Origin of the sequence: Sphingomonas sp. RB1R13, assembly GCF_036663775.1 — a bacterium.
Lineage (GTDB): Bacteria > Pseudomonadota > Alphaproteobacteria > Sphingomonadales > Sphingomonadaceae > Sphingomicrobium.
In genome coordinates this window covers 1,235,397-1,253,445 of record NZ_JAXOJM010000001.1, presented here as the reverse complement: position 1 = coordinate 1,253,445, position 18,049 = coordinate 1,235,397, and the positions used below count along the sequence as shown (strand labels likewise).

At 65.8% G+C, this 18,049-nt stretch carries 18 protein-coding genes; 11 read left to right on the top strand and 7 right to left on the bottom strand.

Translation table 11 applies throughout. The features are described 5' to 3' along the window. Positions 1-11: 11 nt before the first annotated feature. Genes U1700_RS05985 through U1700_RS05970 form a run of 4 tightly spaced genes read left to right on the top strand, consistent with a single transcriptional unit; the run spans position 12 to position 3,602 of the window. Positions 12-989, top strand: a complete 978-nt coding sequence (locus U1700_RS05985) for a class I SAM-dependent methyltransferase (protein ID WP_332750994.1) — start codon at positions 12-14, stop codon at positions 987-989. Further along, on the top strand, positions 986-1,495 hold the full coding sequence (locus tag U1700_RS05980; RefSeq protein ID WP_332750993.1) for a GNAT family N-acetyltransferase: 510 nt from the start codon (positions 986-988) through the stop codon (positions 1,493-1,495). Before U1700_RS05985 ends, U1700_RS05980 begins: the two co-directional genes overlap by 4 nt. Then, on the top strand, positions 1,492-2,247 hold the full coding sequence (gene pgeF, locus U1700_RS05975) for a peptidoglycan editing factor PgeF (RefSeq protein WP_332750992.1): 756 nt from the start codon (positions 1,492-1,494) through the stop codon (positions 2,245-2,247). Before U1700_RS05980 ends, pgeF begins: the two co-directional genes overlap by 4 nt. 47 nt (positions 2,248-2,294) lie before the next feature. Continuing rightward, positions 2,295-3,602: a cystathionine gamma-synthase family protein gene (locus U1700_RS05970; RefSeq protein WP_332750991.1), complete on the top strand. Its 1,308-nt coding sequence runs from the start codon at positions 2,295-2,297 to the stop codon at positions 3,600-3,602. Between the two features lie 109 nt (positions 3,603-3,711). On the opposite strand, the gene U1700_RS05965 is transcribed toward U1700_RS05970, so the two are convergent. Together U1700_RS05965 and U1700_RS05960 are read right to left on the bottom strand one after the other, a co-directional pair. Further along, the gene (locus U1700_RS05965; protein ID WP_332750989.1) at positions 3,712-4,380 is read right to left on the bottom strand and encodes an HAD family hydrolase; all 669 of its coding nucleotides are present in this window, start codon (positions 4,378-4,380) and stop codon (positions 3,712-3,714) included. Beyond that, positions 4,377-5,156 carry an NTP transferase domain-containing protein gene (locus U1700_RS05960; protein ID WP_332750987.1) on the bottom strand — a complete coding sequence of 260 codons (780 nt, stop codon included), beginning with the start codon at positions 5,154-5,156 and terminating at the stop codon, positions 4,377-4,379. The genes U1700_RS05965 and U1700_RS05960 overlap by 4 nt, the downstream gene beginning before the upstream one ends. Before the next feature lie 84 nt (positions 5,157-5,240). Between U1700_RS05960 and U1700_RS05955 the strand changes: the two genes are divergently transcribed. From U1700_RS05955 to U1700_RS05940, 4 genes are read left to right on the top strand one after another with little or no spacing between them, the layout of a single operon-like run. Beyond that, positions 5,241-6,341, top strand: a complete 1,101-nt coding sequence (locus U1700_RS05955) for an ABC transporter permease (RefSeq protein WP_332750985.1) — start codon at positions 5,241-5,243, stop codon at positions 6,339-6,341. Then, complete coding sequence (locus U1700_RS05950; RefSeq protein WP_332750983.1) at positions 6,338-7,198, top strand: ABC transporter ATP-binding protein; 861 nt, start codon at positions 6,338-6,340, stop codon at positions 7,196-7,198. Before U1700_RS05955 ends, U1700_RS05950 begins: the two co-directional genes overlap by 4 nt. After that, positions 7,198-8,151 (top strand): MlaD family protein, encoded by a 954-nt coding sequence (locus U1700_RS05945; RefSeq protein WP_332750981.1) that lies wholly within the window; start codon positions 7,198-7,200, stop codon positions 8,149-8,151. The genes U1700_RS05950 and U1700_RS05945 overlap by 1 nt, the downstream gene beginning before the upstream one ends. Beyond that, positions 8,151-8,756, top strand: a complete 606-nt coding sequence (locus tag U1700_RS05940; RefSeq protein ID WP_332750979.1) for an ABC-type transport auxiliary lipoprotein family protein — start codon at positions 8,151-8,153, stop codon at positions 8,754-8,756. The genes U1700_RS05945 and U1700_RS05940 overlap by 1 nt, the downstream gene beginning before the upstream one ends. Before the next feature lie 220 nt (positions 8,757-8,976). On the opposite strand, the gene U1700_RS05935 is transcribed toward U1700_RS05940, so the two are convergent. The 3 genes from U1700_RS05935 to xseA all read right to left on the bottom strand — a co-directional run bounded on the left by U1700_RS05935 (position 8,977) and on the right by xseA (position 13,935). Beyond that, entirely contained in the window at positions 8,977-12,060 is a 3,084-nt protein-coding gene (locus U1700_RS05935; protein WP_332750977.1) for a TonB-dependent receptor plug domain-containing protein, read from the bottom strand. A 257-nt stretch (positions 12,061-12,317) separates the two neighbouring features. Then, on the bottom strand, positions 12,318-12,533 hold the full coding sequence (locus tag U1700_RS05930) for a DUF2093 domain-containing protein (RefSeq protein WP_332750975.1): 216 nt from the start codon (positions 12,531-12,533) through the stop codon (positions 12,318-12,320). A 4-nt stretch (positions 12,534-12,537) separates the two neighbouring features. Next, positions 12,538-13,935, bottom strand: a complete 1,398-nt coding sequence (gene xseA / locus U1700_RS05925; protein WP_332750973.1) for an exodeoxyribonuclease VII large subunit — start codon at positions 13,933-13,935, stop codon at positions 12,538-12,540. Between xseA and purD the strand changes: the two genes are divergently transcribed. The 3 genes from purD (at position 13,928) to U1700_RS05910 (ending at position 16,152) form a co-directional block, all read left to right on the top strand. Then, the gene (gene purD, locus U1700_RS05920; protein ID WP_332750971.1) at positions 13,928-15,175 is read left to right on the top strand and encodes a phosphoribosylamine--glycine ligase; all 1,248 of its coding nucleotides are present in this window, start codon (positions 13,928-13,930) and stop codon (positions 15,173-15,175) included. The two genes, xseA and purD, sit on opposite strands and share 8 nt — an antisense overlap. Beyond that, entirely contained in the window at positions 15,172-15,486 is a 315-nt protein-coding gene (locus tag U1700_RS05915) for a hypothetical protein (protein ID WP_332750969.1), read from the top strand. The genes purD and U1700_RS05915 overlap by 4 nt, the downstream gene beginning before the upstream one ends. A 120-nt stretch (positions 15,487-15,606) precedes the next feature. Then, positions 15,607-16,152, top strand: a complete 546-nt coding sequence (locus tag U1700_RS05910; protein WP_332750968.1) for a hypothetical protein — start codon at positions 15,607-15,609, stop codon at positions 16,150-16,152. A 51-nt stretch (positions 16,153-16,203) separates the two neighbouring features. On the opposite strand, the gene U1700_RS05905 is transcribed toward U1700_RS05910, so the two are convergent. Both U1700_RS05905 and U1700_RS05900 read right to left on the bottom strand, forming a co-directional pair. Next, a complete protein-coding gene (locus U1700_RS05905; protein ID WP_332750966.1) occupies positions 16,204-17,535 on the bottom strand; it encodes a hemolysin family protein in 1,332 nt (443 codons plus the stop codon). Positions 17,536-17,583: 48 nt separating this feature from the next. Further along, positions 17,584-18,042, bottom strand: coding sequence for a nucleoside deaminase (locus U1700_RS05900; protein ID WP_332751150.1), 459 nt, complete (start codon positions 18,040-18,042; stop codon positions 17,584-17,586). Positions 18,043-18,049 lie beyond the last annotated feature (7 nt).

Genomic DNA, 18,049 nt, shown 5'->3' with positions numbered 1-18,049 from the left:
CTCCGCGTCGGGTGAGCGAATTTTCGGACCGGTTGAGGGCGCGGATTTCGGCCGAGGGGTCGATCGGGCTCGATGCCTATATGGCGGCATGCAACGACCGTTATTATGCGACCCGCGATCCGCTTGGCGCAGCGGGCGATTTCACGACCGCGCCCGAAATTTCGCAGATGTTCGGCGAATTGATCGGGGCGGCGCTGGCCGATGTGTGGCTCCGAGCCGGGGCGCCGGGGGAGGCGATTTATGCCGAGCTCGGGCCGGGACGGGGGACGCTGGCGGTCGATGCGCTGCGGGTGCTGAGGTCGGGCGGGTTCGCTGGCGGGGTCGAACTGGTCGAGGCATCGCCGGTGCTTCGCGGGTTACAGAAGGAGAGACTGCCGGACACGGTCCATCGCGCAATTGGCGAGCTGTCGGCGGCGCCCCTGCTGCTGGTCGCCAACGAGTTTCTCGATGCGCTCCCGATCCGCCAGACGGTCGGCGGGCGCGAGCGGCGGGTGGTCATCACGGGCGATGGCCTTGGCTTTGATATCGCTGGCGAAGTCCGCGAGACGGCGCCGGCGCGGGACGAGGCGGTGCGGCGGGTGGCGGGGCATCTGGTGCGCCATGGCGGGGCGGCGCTGATTGTCGATTATGGCTATCGCGACGGGGCGCCGGGGGACAGTTTCCAGGCGGTGCGCGGGCACAAATATTCCGACCCGTTGGTCGACCCCGGCGAGCAGGACCTAACAGCGCACGTCGACTTTGGCGCGGTGGCGCGGGTGGCGGTGGAAGCGGGCGCGCTGGTTAGTCCGGTGGTGAGCCAGGGCACCTTCCTCGAGCGACTCGGAATAGCCGCGCGGGCGATGGCGCTGGCGGCGAAGAATCCGGCGCGGGGCGAGGAGGTGGTCGCAGGCCGGCGGCGATTGTGCGACGGTGCCGAGATGGGCGAATTGTTCAAGGTCATCGCGATATATGCGCCGGGCTGGCCCGAGCCGGCGGGGTTTCGCGGATGACGATCATGCTTCGCGACGTGACGGTCGATGATGCCCGGCTGGTCTGCGCCGTGTTTACGACCGGTTTCAAGGCGACTTTCGCGCATCTTTACGCGCCCGAAGACCTTGCCCTGTTCATGAGCCAGGTGACCCCCGATGCGTTCATGCGAGAGATCGCCGACCCCGAGTTTCGCTTCCAGCTAGCTGAGGTCGATGGCGTGGCGGCGGGGTTCGCCAAGGTCGCGCCGCCGGGCCTTCCGGGTTTCACACCTGCGGCCACGCGCGAGCTTCGCCAGCTGTACGTACTCGACCAATTCATGGGCGCGGGCGTCGGGCCGGCGCTGATGGACTGGGTCATCGCCGACGCCAAGGCGTGGGGCGCACGGCACCTCCAGCTGAGCGTCTATGTCGACAATGCGCGCGCCAGGCGCTTTTATGAAAAGCGCGGGTTCAGGGTGATCGGGCCGTACAAGTTCATGGTCGGCAACCATGCCGATGAGGATGTCATCATGCGGGTGAAGCTGTGACCGTTGAGGTAATCCGCGCCGCGGGGCTGGCGGGGATAGCGCACGGCTTTCTCGGACGGCGCGGGGGCGTGTCGACGGGGGTCGTGGCGGGGCTCAACGTGGGATCAGGAAGCGAGGATAATCCGGCCGCCGTGGCGCAGAATGTGCGGCTGGCGTGCGCGGCGGTGCTGCCCGGGGCGGCGATGGCGCGGGTTTACCAGGTCCATTCGGAGGTCGCGGTGGTGGCCGAGGAGTGGGCGATGGACGAGCGGCCGCGGGCCGATGCGCTGGTCACTGACCGGCCGGGACTGTTGCTCGGCATCGTCACCGCCGACTGCGCACCGGTGTTGCTCGCCGACCGCGAGGCGGGGGTAATCGGCGCGGCGCATGCCGGGTGGCGCGGGGCGCTGGACGGGGTGACCGATGCGGCAATTGTCGCGATGGAAGGACTTGGCGCGCGGCGGGAGCGGATCGTCGCGGCGGTCGGGCCGTGCATCGGCCAGGCGAGCTATGAAGTCGACGAGGGATTTCGCGAACGGTTCCTTGCCGCCGACCCCAGCAATGCGCGCTTCTTCCGCGCACTGCCGACGCCGCATTTCGATCTTGAGGCTTATGTGCTGGCGCGGCTTCAGGCGGCGGGGATTGGCGCAATTGAAGGTGTCGGGCTGGATACATATGCCGACGAGCAGCGCTTCTTCAGCTATCGCCGGGCGACGCATCTTGGGCAGGGCGATTACGGTCGGCAGTTTTCGCTGATCGGCCTCGCACCCTAGCCCTGCGGCGGATTTCGGGGTAGGTGTTAGTTACAGGAGAAACCAACGTGCCCAACCAGTCGACCGACAGCAAGAGCCCGACCAGCCGCCGCCCCAAACCTGCGCGCACCAGCATCGGCAACCACCAGCTGAGCCCCGCGACCTTGATGATGGGGCATGGCTTCGATCCGGTGCTGTCGGAGGGATCGCTCAAGCCGCCGATCTTCCTCACCTCGACCTTCGTGTTCGAAAATGCTGCCGAGGGGAAACGCTTCTTCGAAGGCATCACCGGCAAGCGACCGGGCGGCGCCGAAGGGCTGGTCTACTCGCGCTTCAACGGCCCCAACCAGGAGATACTCGAAGACCGGCTGCGCCTGTGGGAAGAGGCCGAGACCGCGCTGACGTTCTCGAGCGGCATGTCGGCGATCCACACCCTCTTCATGACCTTCGTCCGCCCGGGTGACGTGATCGTCCATTCGGGCCCACTCTATGCCGCAACCGAGGGACTGATCGCCAAGATCATGAGCCAGTTCGGGATCAAATACGTCGATTTCCCGGCGGGTGCCGAGCAGGCCGAGATCGATGCCGCGATCGCCAAGGCCAAGGCGATGGGCCGCGTGTCGCTGATCTATCTCGAAAGCCCGGCCAACCCGACCAATGCGCTGGTCGATGTCGAAGCGGTGGCGGCGGCGCGGGCGGCGGCGTTCGCAGGTGAGGAAATGCCTCCAATCGCAATCGACAACACGTTCCTGGGGCCGCTGTGGGCAAAGCCGCTGGCGCAGGGGGCCGATATTTCGGTTTATTCGCTGACCAAATATGCGGGCGGGCATAGCGACCTCGTCGCGGGCGGACTCACCGGCTCGAAGGCGCTGCTCGACAAGGTGCGGATGATGCGCAACACGATCGGCACGATCTGCGATCCCAACACCGCGTGGATGTTGCTGCGCAGCCTCGAAACGCTCGAATTGCGGATGACTCGGGCGGGCGAGAATGCCGAGAAGGTGTGTGCCTTCCTGCGCGACCACCCCAAGGTCGAGAGCGTTGGCTACCTTGGCTTCCTCGAGCCCGGATCGCGCCAGGCGGATATTTACAATCGTCATTGCACCGGAGCGGGATCGACCTTCTCGCTCTATCTCAAGGGCGGAGAAAAGGAGGCGTTCGCCTTCCTCGACGCGCTGCAGATCGCGCATCTGGCGGTCAGCCTTGGCGGGACCGAAACGCTGGCGAGCGCGCCTGCCGCGATGACCCACTTGTCAGTGCCCGACGATCGCAAGCTGGAAATGGGGATTACCGACAATCTGGTGCGGATATCAATCGGGGTCGAAAATGCCGACGATCTGATCGCCGATTTCCAAAATGCGCTGAACGCGGTCTAGCTTTGTCTTGAAGCGCGGTGCCAGTCCGCACCCCCACCCGGCCAACCCATAGAATACACTCGAGTGGGTTGGCCGGGTGGGGGTGCGGGCTGGCACAGTTCTTCGCGCACTAAGATCTCCAGTCAACAATTTCCCAGCCGCGCTTTTGAGCGAGCAACCGCAACGCGCGGCTGGGATTTACCGCAACCGCCTCATCGGCCCAGTCGAGCACGGGCGCATCAGACGCGTGGTCCGAATAGAAGCGGACGTGGCCGCGCTCGATTTGGGCAGTGGCGAACCACTCCTTGATCATCGCGAGCTTGGCCGGGCCATAGCAATTATTGCCATCGATGCGGGCGAGGAGGCGCCCGTCGGACCCGCGCACCGAGCGCGTCGCGATGACGTCGTCGAAGCCCAGTCGCTCGGCGATGGCGTCGACGTAAAGTGCGTAGCTGGCGGTGGCCATGACCAGGCGGCGGCCCTCCGCGCGGTCGCGGGCGATGGCGCGGATCGCGCCTGGCTGAATGTTCTTCGCCATGGTCGCCTCGGCGAAGCTGTCGACCAGCGGCTTCATCTCGGCGTCGCTGCGGGCGTAGCCGAGGAGCAGGCGATGGTTGATCTCCTTTAGTCGCGCGCGGTCGATCAGTCCCGCCGCATAGCCGGCCATCGACCCGGCGACCGCGGGGGCGAGCGCGAGCCGCCACGGGGCTGCTTGCCGTGCGCAATGGATCAGGAACGGGGTGTAGGTGGCGCGGCGCGTAATCGTCCGGTCCATATCGTAAATGGCAAGGTCGGTCATGCGGCCCCGGCGATGATTGCGGTGACGAGAGCAAGGTCGGCGGGCTTGTCGACGTCGACGGCGGCGAGCGGATCGGCCAGTTCGACCGCGCGCAGGCTGATGCCAAGCTTGTGCCCGATGGCGGCGAGCGACTGGTCGAGGGTGCGCAACCTGAGCACCGCGCCGAGCAGCAGTGCCGGGCCGAAGGCGAGCAGCATCCGCCAGCCTTTCTTGCGGTCCTGCTCGACTGCCGCCCACAGCGCAATGGCAGGGGCGGCACGCGGCGAGCCGATAGCGAAGAGGTTGGCGCCCGAGTAGCTGCCAGCCTTGAAACCTAACCAGGTGCGTTTCGTCTGAGGCAGGCGTGCGTCGAGAGCGCGGCGCTCGACCAGGCCGATGGCGAGGTCGGCTCCGGCCGCAGTGGCCAGGAATTGCTCGATCATGGCGGGCGTCAGCAGCGCGTGGTCGGCGGTGGTGACGAGCAATGGGTAGCACGTTGCGGGGTCGGTGAGGATCGCCTCGATCGTGGTCGCGATGGTCCGCCCCGAGGCCGCGATATTGACCCGGGGATCGGGCGGAATGACGGGCGTCAGTTGGGCGACGGTGTTGGTCAACACCCGCACCTCGTCGATTGCCGCCACCGCCAGCAGGGCGCGCAGCGGGCGGAGCAGCATCGGCTCTCCGGCAATCGGGATCAACGGTTTGAGCTCGACTCCATTCGCCGCTGCGAACGGGTCGCCGCCGGGGCGCGATCCGGCGAGCAACAGGGCAGTCCAGCGGGAAGCGTCGTTGGCCATGACGAGCGCTATAGGCGAGCGGCGCGGCTAGAACAGTCCTGCGCTCTTGCCGCCACTCTCAAATTCGCGCACATCCTCCGACACATGGCCAGCCGCAACGATCTTCCCCCGGGCAAAGACATTGCCGACATGCGCTGCTCGGGCGCCCTGACGATCGCCCGCGCCGGATCGACCGCACGCGAGCTCGAGGGGTTGTCACAAGGCGGGACGATCGACCTCAGCGGTGTCGAGCGGATGGATACCGTCGGCGCGTGGCTGATCCACCGCACGCAGCGTGACCGTGACGCCAAGGTCGTCGGCGCCAATCCCGACGTCCAGGCTCTGCTCGACCAGGTCGCGGCCAACGACCATCCGGTGCTGGTCCGCCCCGACCAGCGCCCCGCGCCGACCCGCGCGCTGGAGGAGCTGGGCGCAGCGACCTATGACATCGGGCGGACGCTCATGGGGCTGCTCGGCTTTTTCGGCGCGACGCTGATCGGCTTCGGCAACGTCATCCGGCGGCCCAAACGCTTCCGCATCAACGCGGTCGTCCAGGCGTTCGACAGCGTAGGGGTCCGCGCGCTGGCAATCATCGGGCTGATGAGCTTCCTGATCGGTGTGGTGATCGGCCAGCAGGGCGCGGTTCAGCTCGCCCAGTTCGGCGCCGAAAGCTATACCATCAACCTGATCGGGCGGATCACCGTGCGCGAGCTTGGTCCGCTGATGACCGCGATCATGGTCGCAGGACGATCGGGATCGGCCTTTGCTGCACAGATCGGGACGATGAAAATCACCGAAGAAATCGACGCGATGCGGACTATCGGAGTGTCGCCGATCGAGGCGCTGGTCGTGCCGCGCGTGCTCGCGGCGGTATTGATGATGCCGCTGCTGGCGTTTTTCGCGATGCTCACGGGGATCATCGGCGGCGGCATTTTCTGCTGGCTGAGCCTGAAAATCCCGCCGGCGAGCTATGCCATGCGGATCAGCGAAGTGGTCCCCGTGCGCGACCTGTATGTGGGTCTGATCAAATCGCCGGTGTTCGGCTTCATCATCGCGCTGGGCGGCTGTTTTCAAGGGATGCTGGTCAAGGGCAATTCGGAGGAAGTCGGGCGGCGCACGACCAATGCCGTGGTCCAGTCAATCTTCATGGTCATCGTGCTCGACGCGATGTTCGCGGTGTTCTTCAGCTCGATCGGCTGGCTGTGAGCGAGCCCGAAACCGTCATTCGCGTAGCCGGGCTGAAGAACAGCTTTGGTGAGCAACTCATCCATGACGGTCTCAATTTCGAAGTCCGTCGCGGCGAGATATTCGGAGTCGTCGGCGGGTCGGGCACTGGCAAATCAGTGCTGATGCGGTCGATCATCGGGCTGCAGATTCCGACTGCGGGCGAAATTGACGTGCTCGGCGAGGACATGATCGGGCGCAGCGAGGATGAGGCCAAGAATATCCGCCGTCGCTGGGGAATCCTGTTCCAGAATGGCGCGCTCTTCTCGACCCTGACAGTGGCCGAGAATGTCGAAGTGCCCATCCGCGAATATTTCCCATTCATTAAGCCGCCACTGCTCGACGAGATCGCCGGGTACAAGATCGCCATGTCTGGTCTAGACGAGAGCGCGGCGCCCAAATATCCGTCCGAACTGTCGGGCGGCATGCGCAAGCGCGCAGGACTCGCACGGGCACTGGCGCTCGATCCCGAGCTGTTGTTCCTTGACGAACCGACCGCCGGGCTCGACCCGATCGGCGCGGCCGCGTTCGACGAGCTGATCCAGAACCTCCAGAAGCAGCTCAACCTGACGGTGTTCCTGATTACCCATGACCTCGACACGCTCTATGCGATCTGCGACCGGGTGGCGGTGCTGGCCGACCACAAGGTCATTGCGGTCGGAACGATCCCGGAATTATTGGCGTTGGACCATCCATGGATCCAGGAGTATTTCAACGGGCCACGCGGTCGGGCCGCCGTTGCACACAAGGGCGGCGGCAATGACAATGCCGCCCAACAGGGCAAGCGCCACGCGGGCGCGGACGAGGGGACAGTCGGCGTGAGCGGGACAAAAAGCTGATGGAAACGCGCTCCAACCATGTGCTGGTCGGCACGGTCGTGCTGGCGTTGCTGGCCGGAACCTTGCTGTTCACCGTCTGGCTCGCCGGGCTGTCGACCAAGGCCACCAACTGCTTCGACGTCTATTTTAGCCAAGGCGTCGGCGGCATTTCCAAGGGCACCGCGGTCAATTATTCGGGCGTGCCGGTGGGCAAGGTCGAAAAGATTTCGCTATTGCCCAACCGCCCCGAATTCGTGTGGGTGCGGATCGAGGTCGATGGCGAAGCGCCGATTCTCCAGGGCACCACTGCCCAGATCAAAGGCGTCGGCTTTACCGGCGCGAGCGAAATCAGCCTCGACGGCGCGGTCAAGGGCGGCAAGCCCATCGACCAAGCCGGACCGCAGGGCTGCCCCGTCATTCCGTCGGGATCGGGCGGGCTTGGCGCCTTGCTCAACTCGGCCCCCGAATTGCTCGACCGGATCCAGCGGCTGACCGAGCGGCTGACCGAATTGCTGAGCGACAAGAACCAGAATTCGATTGCCGATATCCTCGATAATTTTGACAAGACCAGCAAGGTTCTGGCCGACCGTGCCCCCGACCTCGCCAAGGCAATCGGCCAGGCGCAGGTCGCGGCGCAGAATGCCGGGATTGCCGCCCAGCGCGTCGGAATCCTCGCCGACAGCACCAACCGGCTGGTCAACGAGCAGGGCAAGCCCGCCGCCGAAGATCTCCGCAAGGCGATCGCCTCGGTCCAGCGCGCCGCCGACAATCTCGACTCAGTGGTGTCCGAGGCCAAGCCGGGGCTGAATAATTTCACCAAGTCGACCCTGCCCGAGGCCAACCGCCTGGTCCACGATCTGCGCGATCTGTCGAGCAGCATGCAAGGCTTTTCGGATCGACTGAACCAGGGCGGCGTGGGCAGCGTGCTCGGCGCGCCCAAGCTGCCTGATTATAAACCTGGAAAGCAACGCTGATGCGCGCCACCAAGCCGAACCTTCCGCTCACCGCCCTGACGCTTAGCGCGACGCTGCTGCTGTCGGCCTGCCTTGGCGGCGGCAAGGTGCCCCCGGTGCTGATGTCGCTCGCCACAGATGCCCCGGCCAGCGCCGACATGGCGCGTTCGGCGGGCGCCGGAGAGACTGTCACGGTCGACGATCCCGTGACCCCCAAGGCGCTGAAATCGCTGCGGGTGCCGGCGCAGGTCGGTGACACCGCGATCGCCTATATCAAGGATGCGCAGTGGATCGACACGCCCGACCATTTGTTCCGCCAGCTGCTGACCGAGACATTGAAGCGCACGACCAACCGCGTCGTCCTCGACACGCGCCAGTCGACGCTCGACCCCGGCCTCAGGGTGACGGGGACGCTCGACCGGTTCGGCTATGACGCCCAGGCCGGAGCGGTGATCGTGCGCTATGACGCCGCGCTCGCCGCGACCGCGGGATCGCGCGTTGAAACCCGCCGGTTCGAAGCGCGCGAGCCCTCGGCCGGAACCAAGGACGACGTCGGCCCTGCGCTCAACCGCGCCGCCAACCGCGTTGCAGCAGACGTCGCCAAGTGGATCGGCAACCACGGGTAGCGACTGAGCCCTGCTGGCGTCGGGTGCGACGCTGGCAGAACATCAAGCCATCGACGGGAGGGCAGGGCAACCGGCGGTCTGCGGACCAGCCTGCCTTGCCATGCGCCTTCATCCTGCAACGTCCTGACGCCCGGTCGCCAGCTCACCCCCCGCGCCCATCGGACACAAAAAAGGGGGCAGTGCCGAAGCACCGCCCCCGATTTTTACGTGTCCGCTCGGATCAGAGGTCGAGCTTCACACCGGCACGGAAGTAACGGCCGATGAACTGCGAGTCCTCCCAAGCCGGGTTGAACTGATAGAGGCCGTAGGCCGCATTCGGCTCATAGTGGGGCTTGGTGTTGAGGATGTTGAGCACGTCACCATAGAGGGTGAAGCGATCGCCAATCTTAACTTCGGCGTGACCGTCCATGTAGAACGACGACTTGGCGCGGCACTGAACCGGCGTGCCATCGTTATAAGCGACGATCTGGCCATTGTCGGTGCTGGCCTGGCAATCGCCATAGACCCCCCCGGAGTCGGTCGCGACTTCGGAGTAGCCGCTGGTGTAGTAGGCGGTCAGGCTGATGTTGCCGCGATGGTTGAAGTCCAGCGTGTTCTGCCAGTTGGCGCGCCACTTCGGAGCACCCGAGCATGACGTGATGTTGCAGGCGCCGAGCGAGCCATCATACCGGCTGATCGAACCGTCTTCGTTGGTCTGCTGGAGGCGGATCAGCATCGAGGCATTGGCACTCGACTTCCACTGAACACCATTGCCGACCGGAACGACGATGCTGCCCGACAGATCGATGCCCTTGGCAAGGAACGAGTCGGCGTTCTTGTAGGAACCCTCGATCGTGCCGAGCAACGGCAGTGCCGCCGGGTTGTTCGGATCAGCAACACCCGGGGTGGTCACAAGACCCGGCTGCGTCGCAACGCCGTTCGTGCTGGCGTAATATGCAGCAATCAGGGCCGAATTGGCGCTCGCAGGGATGATCACGTTGGTGATCTTGGTCGACCAGTAATCGGCGGTCAGCGTGATCCGGCGAGTCGGAGTGAACACAATACCCGCCGTCATCGACGTCGACAGTTCCGGCTTCAGGTTGGCGTTGCCGCTCGACGTCAGGCCATAGCTGTAGCTGCCCTGATAGTAGGACGGGTTACTGGCATGGGCGGCGCAGAAGGCAGTGAAGGTCGCCGAGTTGCAGTTGATCGAGGCCGATACATAACCGGTGGTTGGAAGGGCGAACGATTCGCTGAAGCTCGGAATGCGGAAGCCCTTCGAGTAGGTGCCGCGAAGCTTCACTTCCTTAACCGGCTTGAGCTCGGCCTCGAACTTCGGCGAGAAGCGCGACTGACCGGTCGAGTAACGGTCATATGCACCCAGTGCCTTCACCTTCAGGATCGGCAGGATCGGCGCCGTAATTTCATAACCGGCTGACCAGACGTTGCGCTTGCCGTCCACACCGACGGCATTGACGCCATAGTAGCGGTCGTTCGGGTTGACCAAGTTGGCCGGGTTGGCGCTGGGGTTATGGATCGCTTCATAGCGATACTGACCCGTAACCGCGGCATTGAGCATGCCGCCCGGCAGGCTGAACAAATCCTTGTTCAGCGATGCCTGGATCTGCGTCAGCTTCGAACTCGAGCGATTGTGGTTGTCGGGAAAGACGCTCTGGATCTGGGCTGCAGTATTCGCATTCTGATCAACGAAGTTATAGGTGCCGCGCGCGATCGCGTTGATCAGGCTCTGAAGCTGCACATAACCCTTGTTGGTCAGGTCGAGAGTCACCTTCGACGCGGTGGCGCCGATATTGAAGTTGAAGCCGTTCCCAAAGGTACCGTCGATCCCGCCCGACAGGCGATAGGTCTTGCTGCTAGCAACGGTCGTCCGCGGAAGCACCGAGAGCGCCGAGAGGCGAGCAAGGTTGCCCGCCGCGGCGAACGGGTTGTTCGGGTTGAGCGTGCCATTGGCCGCGGTGCAGCCCGACGAGATCAGGTCGCCGCCGGCTGTCACCGAACCGGTGCCTGCTGCGCAGACGTAGGTCGGCAGGAAGACGCGGCTGACGGTGACGACCGTGCCACCCGCTGCCGTCGAACCGGTGAACCCGCTCGGCGTCGACGAATTGTTGGTCCGCACATTGTAATAGTTGGCCATGACATAAGCCTCGGCGTTATCGCCGAGCTTCATCGTTGCCTTGATCGTGCCGCCCTTGCGCTCGGTTTCCGAGTTGTACAGGCGGTACTGCTTGACCAGATCCTGCTGGCAGACGGTCGCCGGGGTGATCGTGCCAGCACGCTGCGCCGGAGTCAGCGTGATTGCAGTCAGGTCGCGGCAACCCGCGGCCGGATCGGCCAGCTGATAACCACCGAGCGACGAGCGACCCTGAGTGTAAGGACGAACGAAGGTCGTCGTCGTGGTCTGGAAACCGGCATAGGTGCCGTCGGCCTGGATGCCGTTGCGGATGCCGTTGAACAGGCAGTCGCCGGGACCCTGGCAGATCGAGCTCTGGTCGGCCGTGTTGAACGGCGCGCCGCGCTGACCGAGGCGAAGCTGGTCATTGTGCTGATATTCGACGTTGGCGAAAATGTTGAAGCCCTGCGTGCGGAGCTTGCCATAGCCGACGGTGGCACTGGCGCGACGCTCTGCGGCATCGCCCTGCTGCGAGATGCCGAGCGAACCGTTAAGGTGCACGCCGGACACTTCGCGCTTGACCAGGACGTTGACCACGCCCGCGATCGCGTCCGAACCATAGGTCGCCGAGGCGCCGTCCTGGAGGACGTCGATGCGGTCGACGATCGATTCCGAAATCGAGTTGATGTCGACAAAGTTGCGATAGCCGTCATCGCCCAGCGGGTAAGGCGCCGAGCGCATGCCGTTGAACAGGGTTAGCGTGTAGGCATCGTTGAGGCCGCGCAGCGAGGGTGCGCTGGCGCCAGTGGCGAAGCCGAACGCCGACCAGCTCGGCGGAGCGGTACCGGCATTGTTCGACGCCAGCGTCTGAAGCGCGCTGGCAACCGTGGTGATGCCGCGGTTCTTGAGATCGTCCGAGGTCAGCGAGACGACCGGCGAGGCGGTTGCCGCGGCCGGATTGCGGGTGATCGAGCCGGTGACGATGATCGCTTCGCCGTCATCCTTGGCCGTCTCGGCAGCAGCAGCAGCAGTCTGCGGCTGAGCCTGGGCGGGGGCGACATTGCCCGGGGCCGTCGGCGGCAGGGTCGCGGTCGTCGCGTTACCCGTGGCCTGCGCAAACGCCGGAGTCGCGATGGCCATTCCGGCAATCACGGTCGTCGCGAGCAACGAACCCTTGATGAAGCGAGTCGACATTCTATTCTCCCGGAGAAGACGGCCCCCGGGGCCGCCGAACAAAATCAGAGCCCCAAAGGGTGCCCAACGCCTCCGCTTTGATCGGTAGAAGCGCTCGCTGTAAAGTTGCACTGTCAACTAATGACGCTTTTATGACCTCACTGTGGCGACTGGGACACAGAGGGTAAGCGCCCCAAATCTAAGATCAATGTTCGACTTTTTGGGATCCCGTCTGTGGCGTGGCAGAGCGAGGATGCGCAAAATAGATGCCCTTGCGCCTAGCGCCCGATCGCCCCCGCGCGGCGTTCGCCTTCAAGGCTGGCGGTGGCGTCGGCATAAGGCTCCTGCCGCGCGACACTCCAGTAGCGCAATTGCTCGAGCGGGATTCGCGTGGCCGTCACGGCGCAGCGGACATGGTCGCCCGGCGAGAGCAGGCGGAAGGTCCCGGCCATATAGTGAATGCGCGCCTCACGGCCGCCCTGATTCATCAGCATCGCGTCATCCCTCGGTGTCGAACAGGCCGCCTTGCCCTGCGACATAGGGGCGCGGGCGCTTGCGCTCAAGGCGGGCAGCGGCAGCGGGTGCGGCACCATCGACGGTCGCCGCCACCCCGCCATCGGCAAAGCGCAATTCGAGTGCGGCCGCCTCGCGCGCGGCAGCGGCAGTGATAAGCGTGCGACCATGGCGGTCGGTGATCCGGGCAAAGCCGCGCGACAGCGGCCGATCGGGGTGGACCAGCTGCGCCATCTTCCACAGCGCGCCGAGCCTTTCCGACGCGCGCCCGATCTTCTGGTCGATCAATTCGCGGCGGAGGCGGGGCGCGACCCCGGCAAGGTCGGCGCGGGCATGGCCGGTGCGCGCGGCGAGGGCGCGGGGAAGCCGGTCGCCAATCTCGTCGAGCCGCTGGCGGGGGACGGCGATCAGCGCGGGCGGATCGGGCAGGCGGCAGGTCGTAAGCGCCAGCCGTTCTCGCGCACGATCGGCCCCGCGTGTCAGGCAACGCCGGCTCCGCGCCGCCAGTTCTTCGAGCGCGGAAAGCAGGTCGGCGCGGACCGGCACCGCGATTTCGGCGGCAGCGGTCGGGGTCGGCGCGCGGCGGTCGCTGGCATGGTCGATCAGCGTGGTGTCGGTCTCATGCCCAACGGCCGAGATCAGCGGGATGGGCGACGTGGCGGCGGCGCGGACGACCTCCTCCTCGTTGAACGCCCACAAATCTTCGATCGAGCCGCCCCCGCGCGCGACGATGATCAGGTCGGGTCGGTCGGGGCCTACGATCGCGCCGAAGCCACGAATCGCCGCGGCGACCCTGGCAGCGGCGCCCTCGCCCTGAACCGGGACGGGCCAGACGATGACCCGCGTCGGGCAGCGTTCGGCGAGGCGGTGCAGGATATCGCGAATCACGGCCCCGGTCGGCGAGGTGACGACCCCGATGGTCCGCGGCAGGAATGGCAGCGGACGCTTGCGGGCGTCGTCGAACAGGCCCTCCGCAGCGAGCGCACGGCGGCGCTTGTCGAGCAGCGCCATCAGCGCGCCTTCGCCGGCGAGCTCCATCCGGTCGATCACCAGCTGATATTTCGAACGCCCGGGATAGGTGGTCAGCTTGCCCGAGGCGATGACTTCGGCGCCGTCCTCGGGGCGGAAGGCCAGGCTGGCCGCCGATCCGCGCCACAGCACCGCGTCCATGCACGCGTTCTCGTCCTTCAGGCTCATGTAGCAATGGCCCGAGGCGTGGCGCTTCCACCCCGAAATCTCGCCGCGCACGCGGACATGGCCATAGGCGCCCTCGACGGTGCGTTTCAGCGAGGCCGAAAGATCGGACACGGTGAACGGCGCCGCGTTGTCGCCCGGCTTTTGCTGCGCTAACAAGTTTGGCGTGACATCTTCCAACATGACCATCCTGCTGCTGGGTTCGGGCGGGCGCGAAGATGCGCTGGCGTGGCGGCTGGCGCAATCGCCAAGCTGCCAGCGCCTGATCGCCGCACCCGGTAACCCCGGCATAGCGCGCTGGGCGCAATGTGTCGCGCTCGATCCGTGCGATGTCGTGGGCGTTGTGGCGCTGGCCAGGGCCGAGGCGGTCGATTTCGTCGTCGTCGGACCCGAAGCGCCGTTGGTCGCAGGGGTCGGCGATGCTCTGCGCGCTGCCGGGATCGCGGTGTTCGGGCCCAATGCCGACGCCGCACAGCTTGAGGGGTCGAAGGGCTTCACCAAGGACCTCTGCGCCGCCAACGCCATTCCAACCGCTGGCTATGTCCGCGTCGCGACCGTCGCAGAGGCAATGGCGGCACTGGACACTTTCTCGATCCCGGTCGTCATCAAGGCCGACGGACTCGCCGCAGGCAAGGGTGTAACTGTCGCCATGACCCGCAACGAAGCGGTCGACGCCATCACTCGCGCCGGCGACGGAGCGATGGTCATCGAGCAGTTTATGGAGGGCGAGGAAGCGAGCCTGTTCGCGCTGGTCGATGGTCCCCACGCGGTCGCCTTCGCCTCTGCGCAGGATCACAAGCGCGTCGGCGAGGGCGACACCGGGCCCAACACCGGCGGCATGGGCGCCTACTCCCCCGCCCCGGTGCTAACCGCCGCGCTCGAACGCCGCGCGATGGACGAGATTATCCTGCCAACCGCGCGCGCGATGGCGGCGGCGGGGACACCCTTTTCGGGGGTGCTGTTCGCCGGGCTGATGCTGACCAGGGACGGGCCCAGCCTGATCGAATATAATGTTCGCTTTGGCGACCCCGAATGCGAGGCGATCATGCCCCGGGTCGAGGGCGATTTCGCCGCGCTGCTGTACGGCGCCGCGACCGGCGCTTTGTCTGCGCCAGTCCTGTCCGACGACACCACCATGACCGTCGTCATCGCCGCCAGCGGCTATCCCGGCACCCCGATTGCGGGCGGCACGATTCGCGGGATCGACAGCGCCGAACAGCTTGGCGGCGTGTCCGTCTTCCATGCAGGGACCCGGCTTGACGAGCATCGACTGGTCGCCAGTGGAGGCCGGGTACTGGCCGTCACCGCCAAGGGATCGAGCCTCGCCGACGCCCATGCGCGCGCTTACGCCGGGGTGGCGGCGATCGACTTTGCCGACGGTTTCCACCGCCGCGACATTGGTTGGCGCGAGCTGGAGCGGGTGTCGTGAACCGGGCCGCGATCTTCTTCGGCGGGCTGGTGCTGGCGATGGCCGCGACCGCGCTGTGGCATGGCCCGCTCGGCACTGGCGAGAAGCTTGCGACCCAGATCGAAACCAACACCCGCGCCCAGCTCGATTTTGACGAAATGACCCAGGTCCAGGCGAAAATCGAACGCGATCCGCTGACCCGCATCGTCCACCTGTCGGGCCCGGCGGACAATTTCCAGCGCGGCGAAATCGTGCGGCGGATGCAGGCCTTGCCGGGGGTCGGCGAGGCGCGATGGGACGCAGGGTCGCTACCGATGGAGCAGCGCCGATGATCCCGGTCATCGTCGAGGCTGAAATTATGACGCTCGCCGCCTTCGCGGTCGGGCTGCTGCTGGGCTATCTGGTCGAAATCAGGCGCCGGAACCGACGCTGGTAATGAGGGAAGGATAGGAATGGCCGACGTGTTCGACCTGTATTGGCCGGTAATCCTGCTGGGCGTGGTGATCGGCGCGATCGTCGGCTTTCTGGTCTTTCGGCCGCGCCAGCGGGTGCGGTTGAGCGATCAGGCGCCGCGCCGGCCGCACATGACCGGCGAGCCGGCGAAGAAGGACGCGGTCGAGGCGATGCGCCCGGTGGCGACGATCCTTCGCGATTCCCAGCGCGATCCCGGCAGGGGACTTTCGGACGAAGCCGCCGCCGCGGTCAGCGATGTCTCGGGCGCAATCCTTGGCACCAACGTCCATGGCGCGCTCGACGACGCTGCCGACGATCTCCAGCGATTGAAGGGCGTCGGCCCCAAGTTCGTCACCCTGCTCCACAGCCAGGGCATCTTCCGCTTCGACCAGATCGCGCGGCTGACCCCCAACGAGGTCGATCGGATCGACGCCGCGATGGGTGCCTTCCGCGGCCGCTTCACCCGCGACCGGATCGTCGAGCAAGCCGACTATCTCGCGCGCGGCGACCAGGACGGCTACGAACAAATGTTCGGGAAGCTTTAGGAGGGTCTTTGTTGCGAAGAACGGCACCGAACCAGCGAAGCGCAACAAAAACTATTCCGGGTCGGTTGCCCTTTTCCGGGGCAGGCGGCTGGCGATCAGCTTGTCGATCTTGCGGCCGTCCATGTCGACAACCTCGAATTTCCAGTCCTGATGGACGAACGTTTCACCGGTCTCGGGCAGCCGCTTGAGTACCGACAGGGCGAACCCGGCGACCGTGGCGAAGTCGCGCTCCTCGGGCATGTTCATGCCCAGTCGGTCGGACAATATGTCGGCGTTGGCCGCGCCTGAGAGCAGATAGCTGCCATCCTCGCGCTCGACGATCGGCGGGTCGTCGTCAGCGTCGGCGTCGCTCGCGAATACCCCGCTCAGCGCCGCCAGGATCGATCCGGGGGTTACGATCCCGTCAAGGTGGCCATATTCGTCATGGACCAGCGCCAGCGGAACCTCGGCCTGGCGAAGCACCGCCAGCGCGTCCATCGCGTCCATCAAGTCGGGGATTACCTGCGGCACCCGGGCCAGCGCGCGCAGGTCGAGCGGACGTCCATCGAGCTGGGCCAGCAGCAAATCCCGCGCGGACACCACGCCTATAATCTCCTCGACCGATCCTTCTGCAATCGGCAGTCGGCTGTGCGGCGTATCGGCCAGCGTCGCGCGGATCTGTTCGGCATCGGCATCGGCATCGAGCCAGTCGATCTCGGTTCGCGGGGTCATGACTTCGCGCACCGGCCGGTCGGCCAGCCGGACAACCCCCGAAATGATCGCCCGCTCGCTTTCCTCGAGCACACCCGAGCTGTGTGCCTCGGCGACAACCAGGTGCAATTCCTCGGCGGTGACATGATTTTCCGACTCGCGGGTAATCCCGATCAGCGCGAAGATCCCCGCGCTCGTGCGGTCGAGCAGCCACACGAACGGCGCGGTCGCTTTCGCCAGCCAGCGCATCGGCACCGCCATCGCCACCGCGATCGGCTCGGGATTGCGGAGCGCGAACTGCTTGGGGACCAGCTCGCCGATGACCAGGCTGACGAACGTCGTCAGGACGATCACCAGCCCAAAGCCCAGCTGCTGGGAGGTTTCGTGCGCCATGCCGATCAGCTCTAGCCGCTGCGCCACCGGATCGCCCAGTCGCGACCCCGAAAAGGCGCCGTTGAGCACTCCGATCAGCGTGATCCCACTTTGCACCGACGACAGGAACTTGCCCGGGTCCGACGCCAGGTCGAGCGCGCATTGCGCTCCCCTGCTGCCACCCTTGGCAAGCCCCTTCAATCGCGCCTCGCGCGCCGACACAATCGCCAGTTCGCTCATCGACAGCAGGCCGTTGAGGGCGATCAGCGCCAGGATCAGCAGCAGGCTGAACCACGGGAAAGGAAGAAGGGGTGCGCTCATGGGGTAAGTGGCGTCTAACCGCCAATCGCCCGCCTTAACAAGGGCGCGTCAATATCGCCGCGCCACGAAAAAGTCGCGCAATTGCGCCGCAGCAGCTTCCTCGCCAATCCCGCCGAGCACCTCGGGACGGTGGTGGCAGGTCGGCTGGGCGTAGAGCCGGGGCCCGCTGACCACTGCGCCACCCTTGGGATCTTCGGCGGCGAACACCAGCTTCTCGATCCGCGCCAGCCCGATCGCGGCGGCGCACATCGCGCATGGCTCAAGCGTCACCCACAGGGTGCAGCCATCGAGCCGCGCCTGTCCCAACCGGGTCGCGGCATGGCGAATGGCGACGATCTCGGCATGCGCTGTCGGGTCGAACGTCCCGCGCATCGCGTTGCGTGCCTCGCCAAGGATCTCGCCGCCTTTGGTGACCACCGCGCCGACTGGTACTTCGCCCGCCGCCGCCGCTTCGTCGGCCAGCGCAAGCGCGCGCGCCATTGCGGCGGGGAGCGGGAAGCCGGCCATCGCCAGC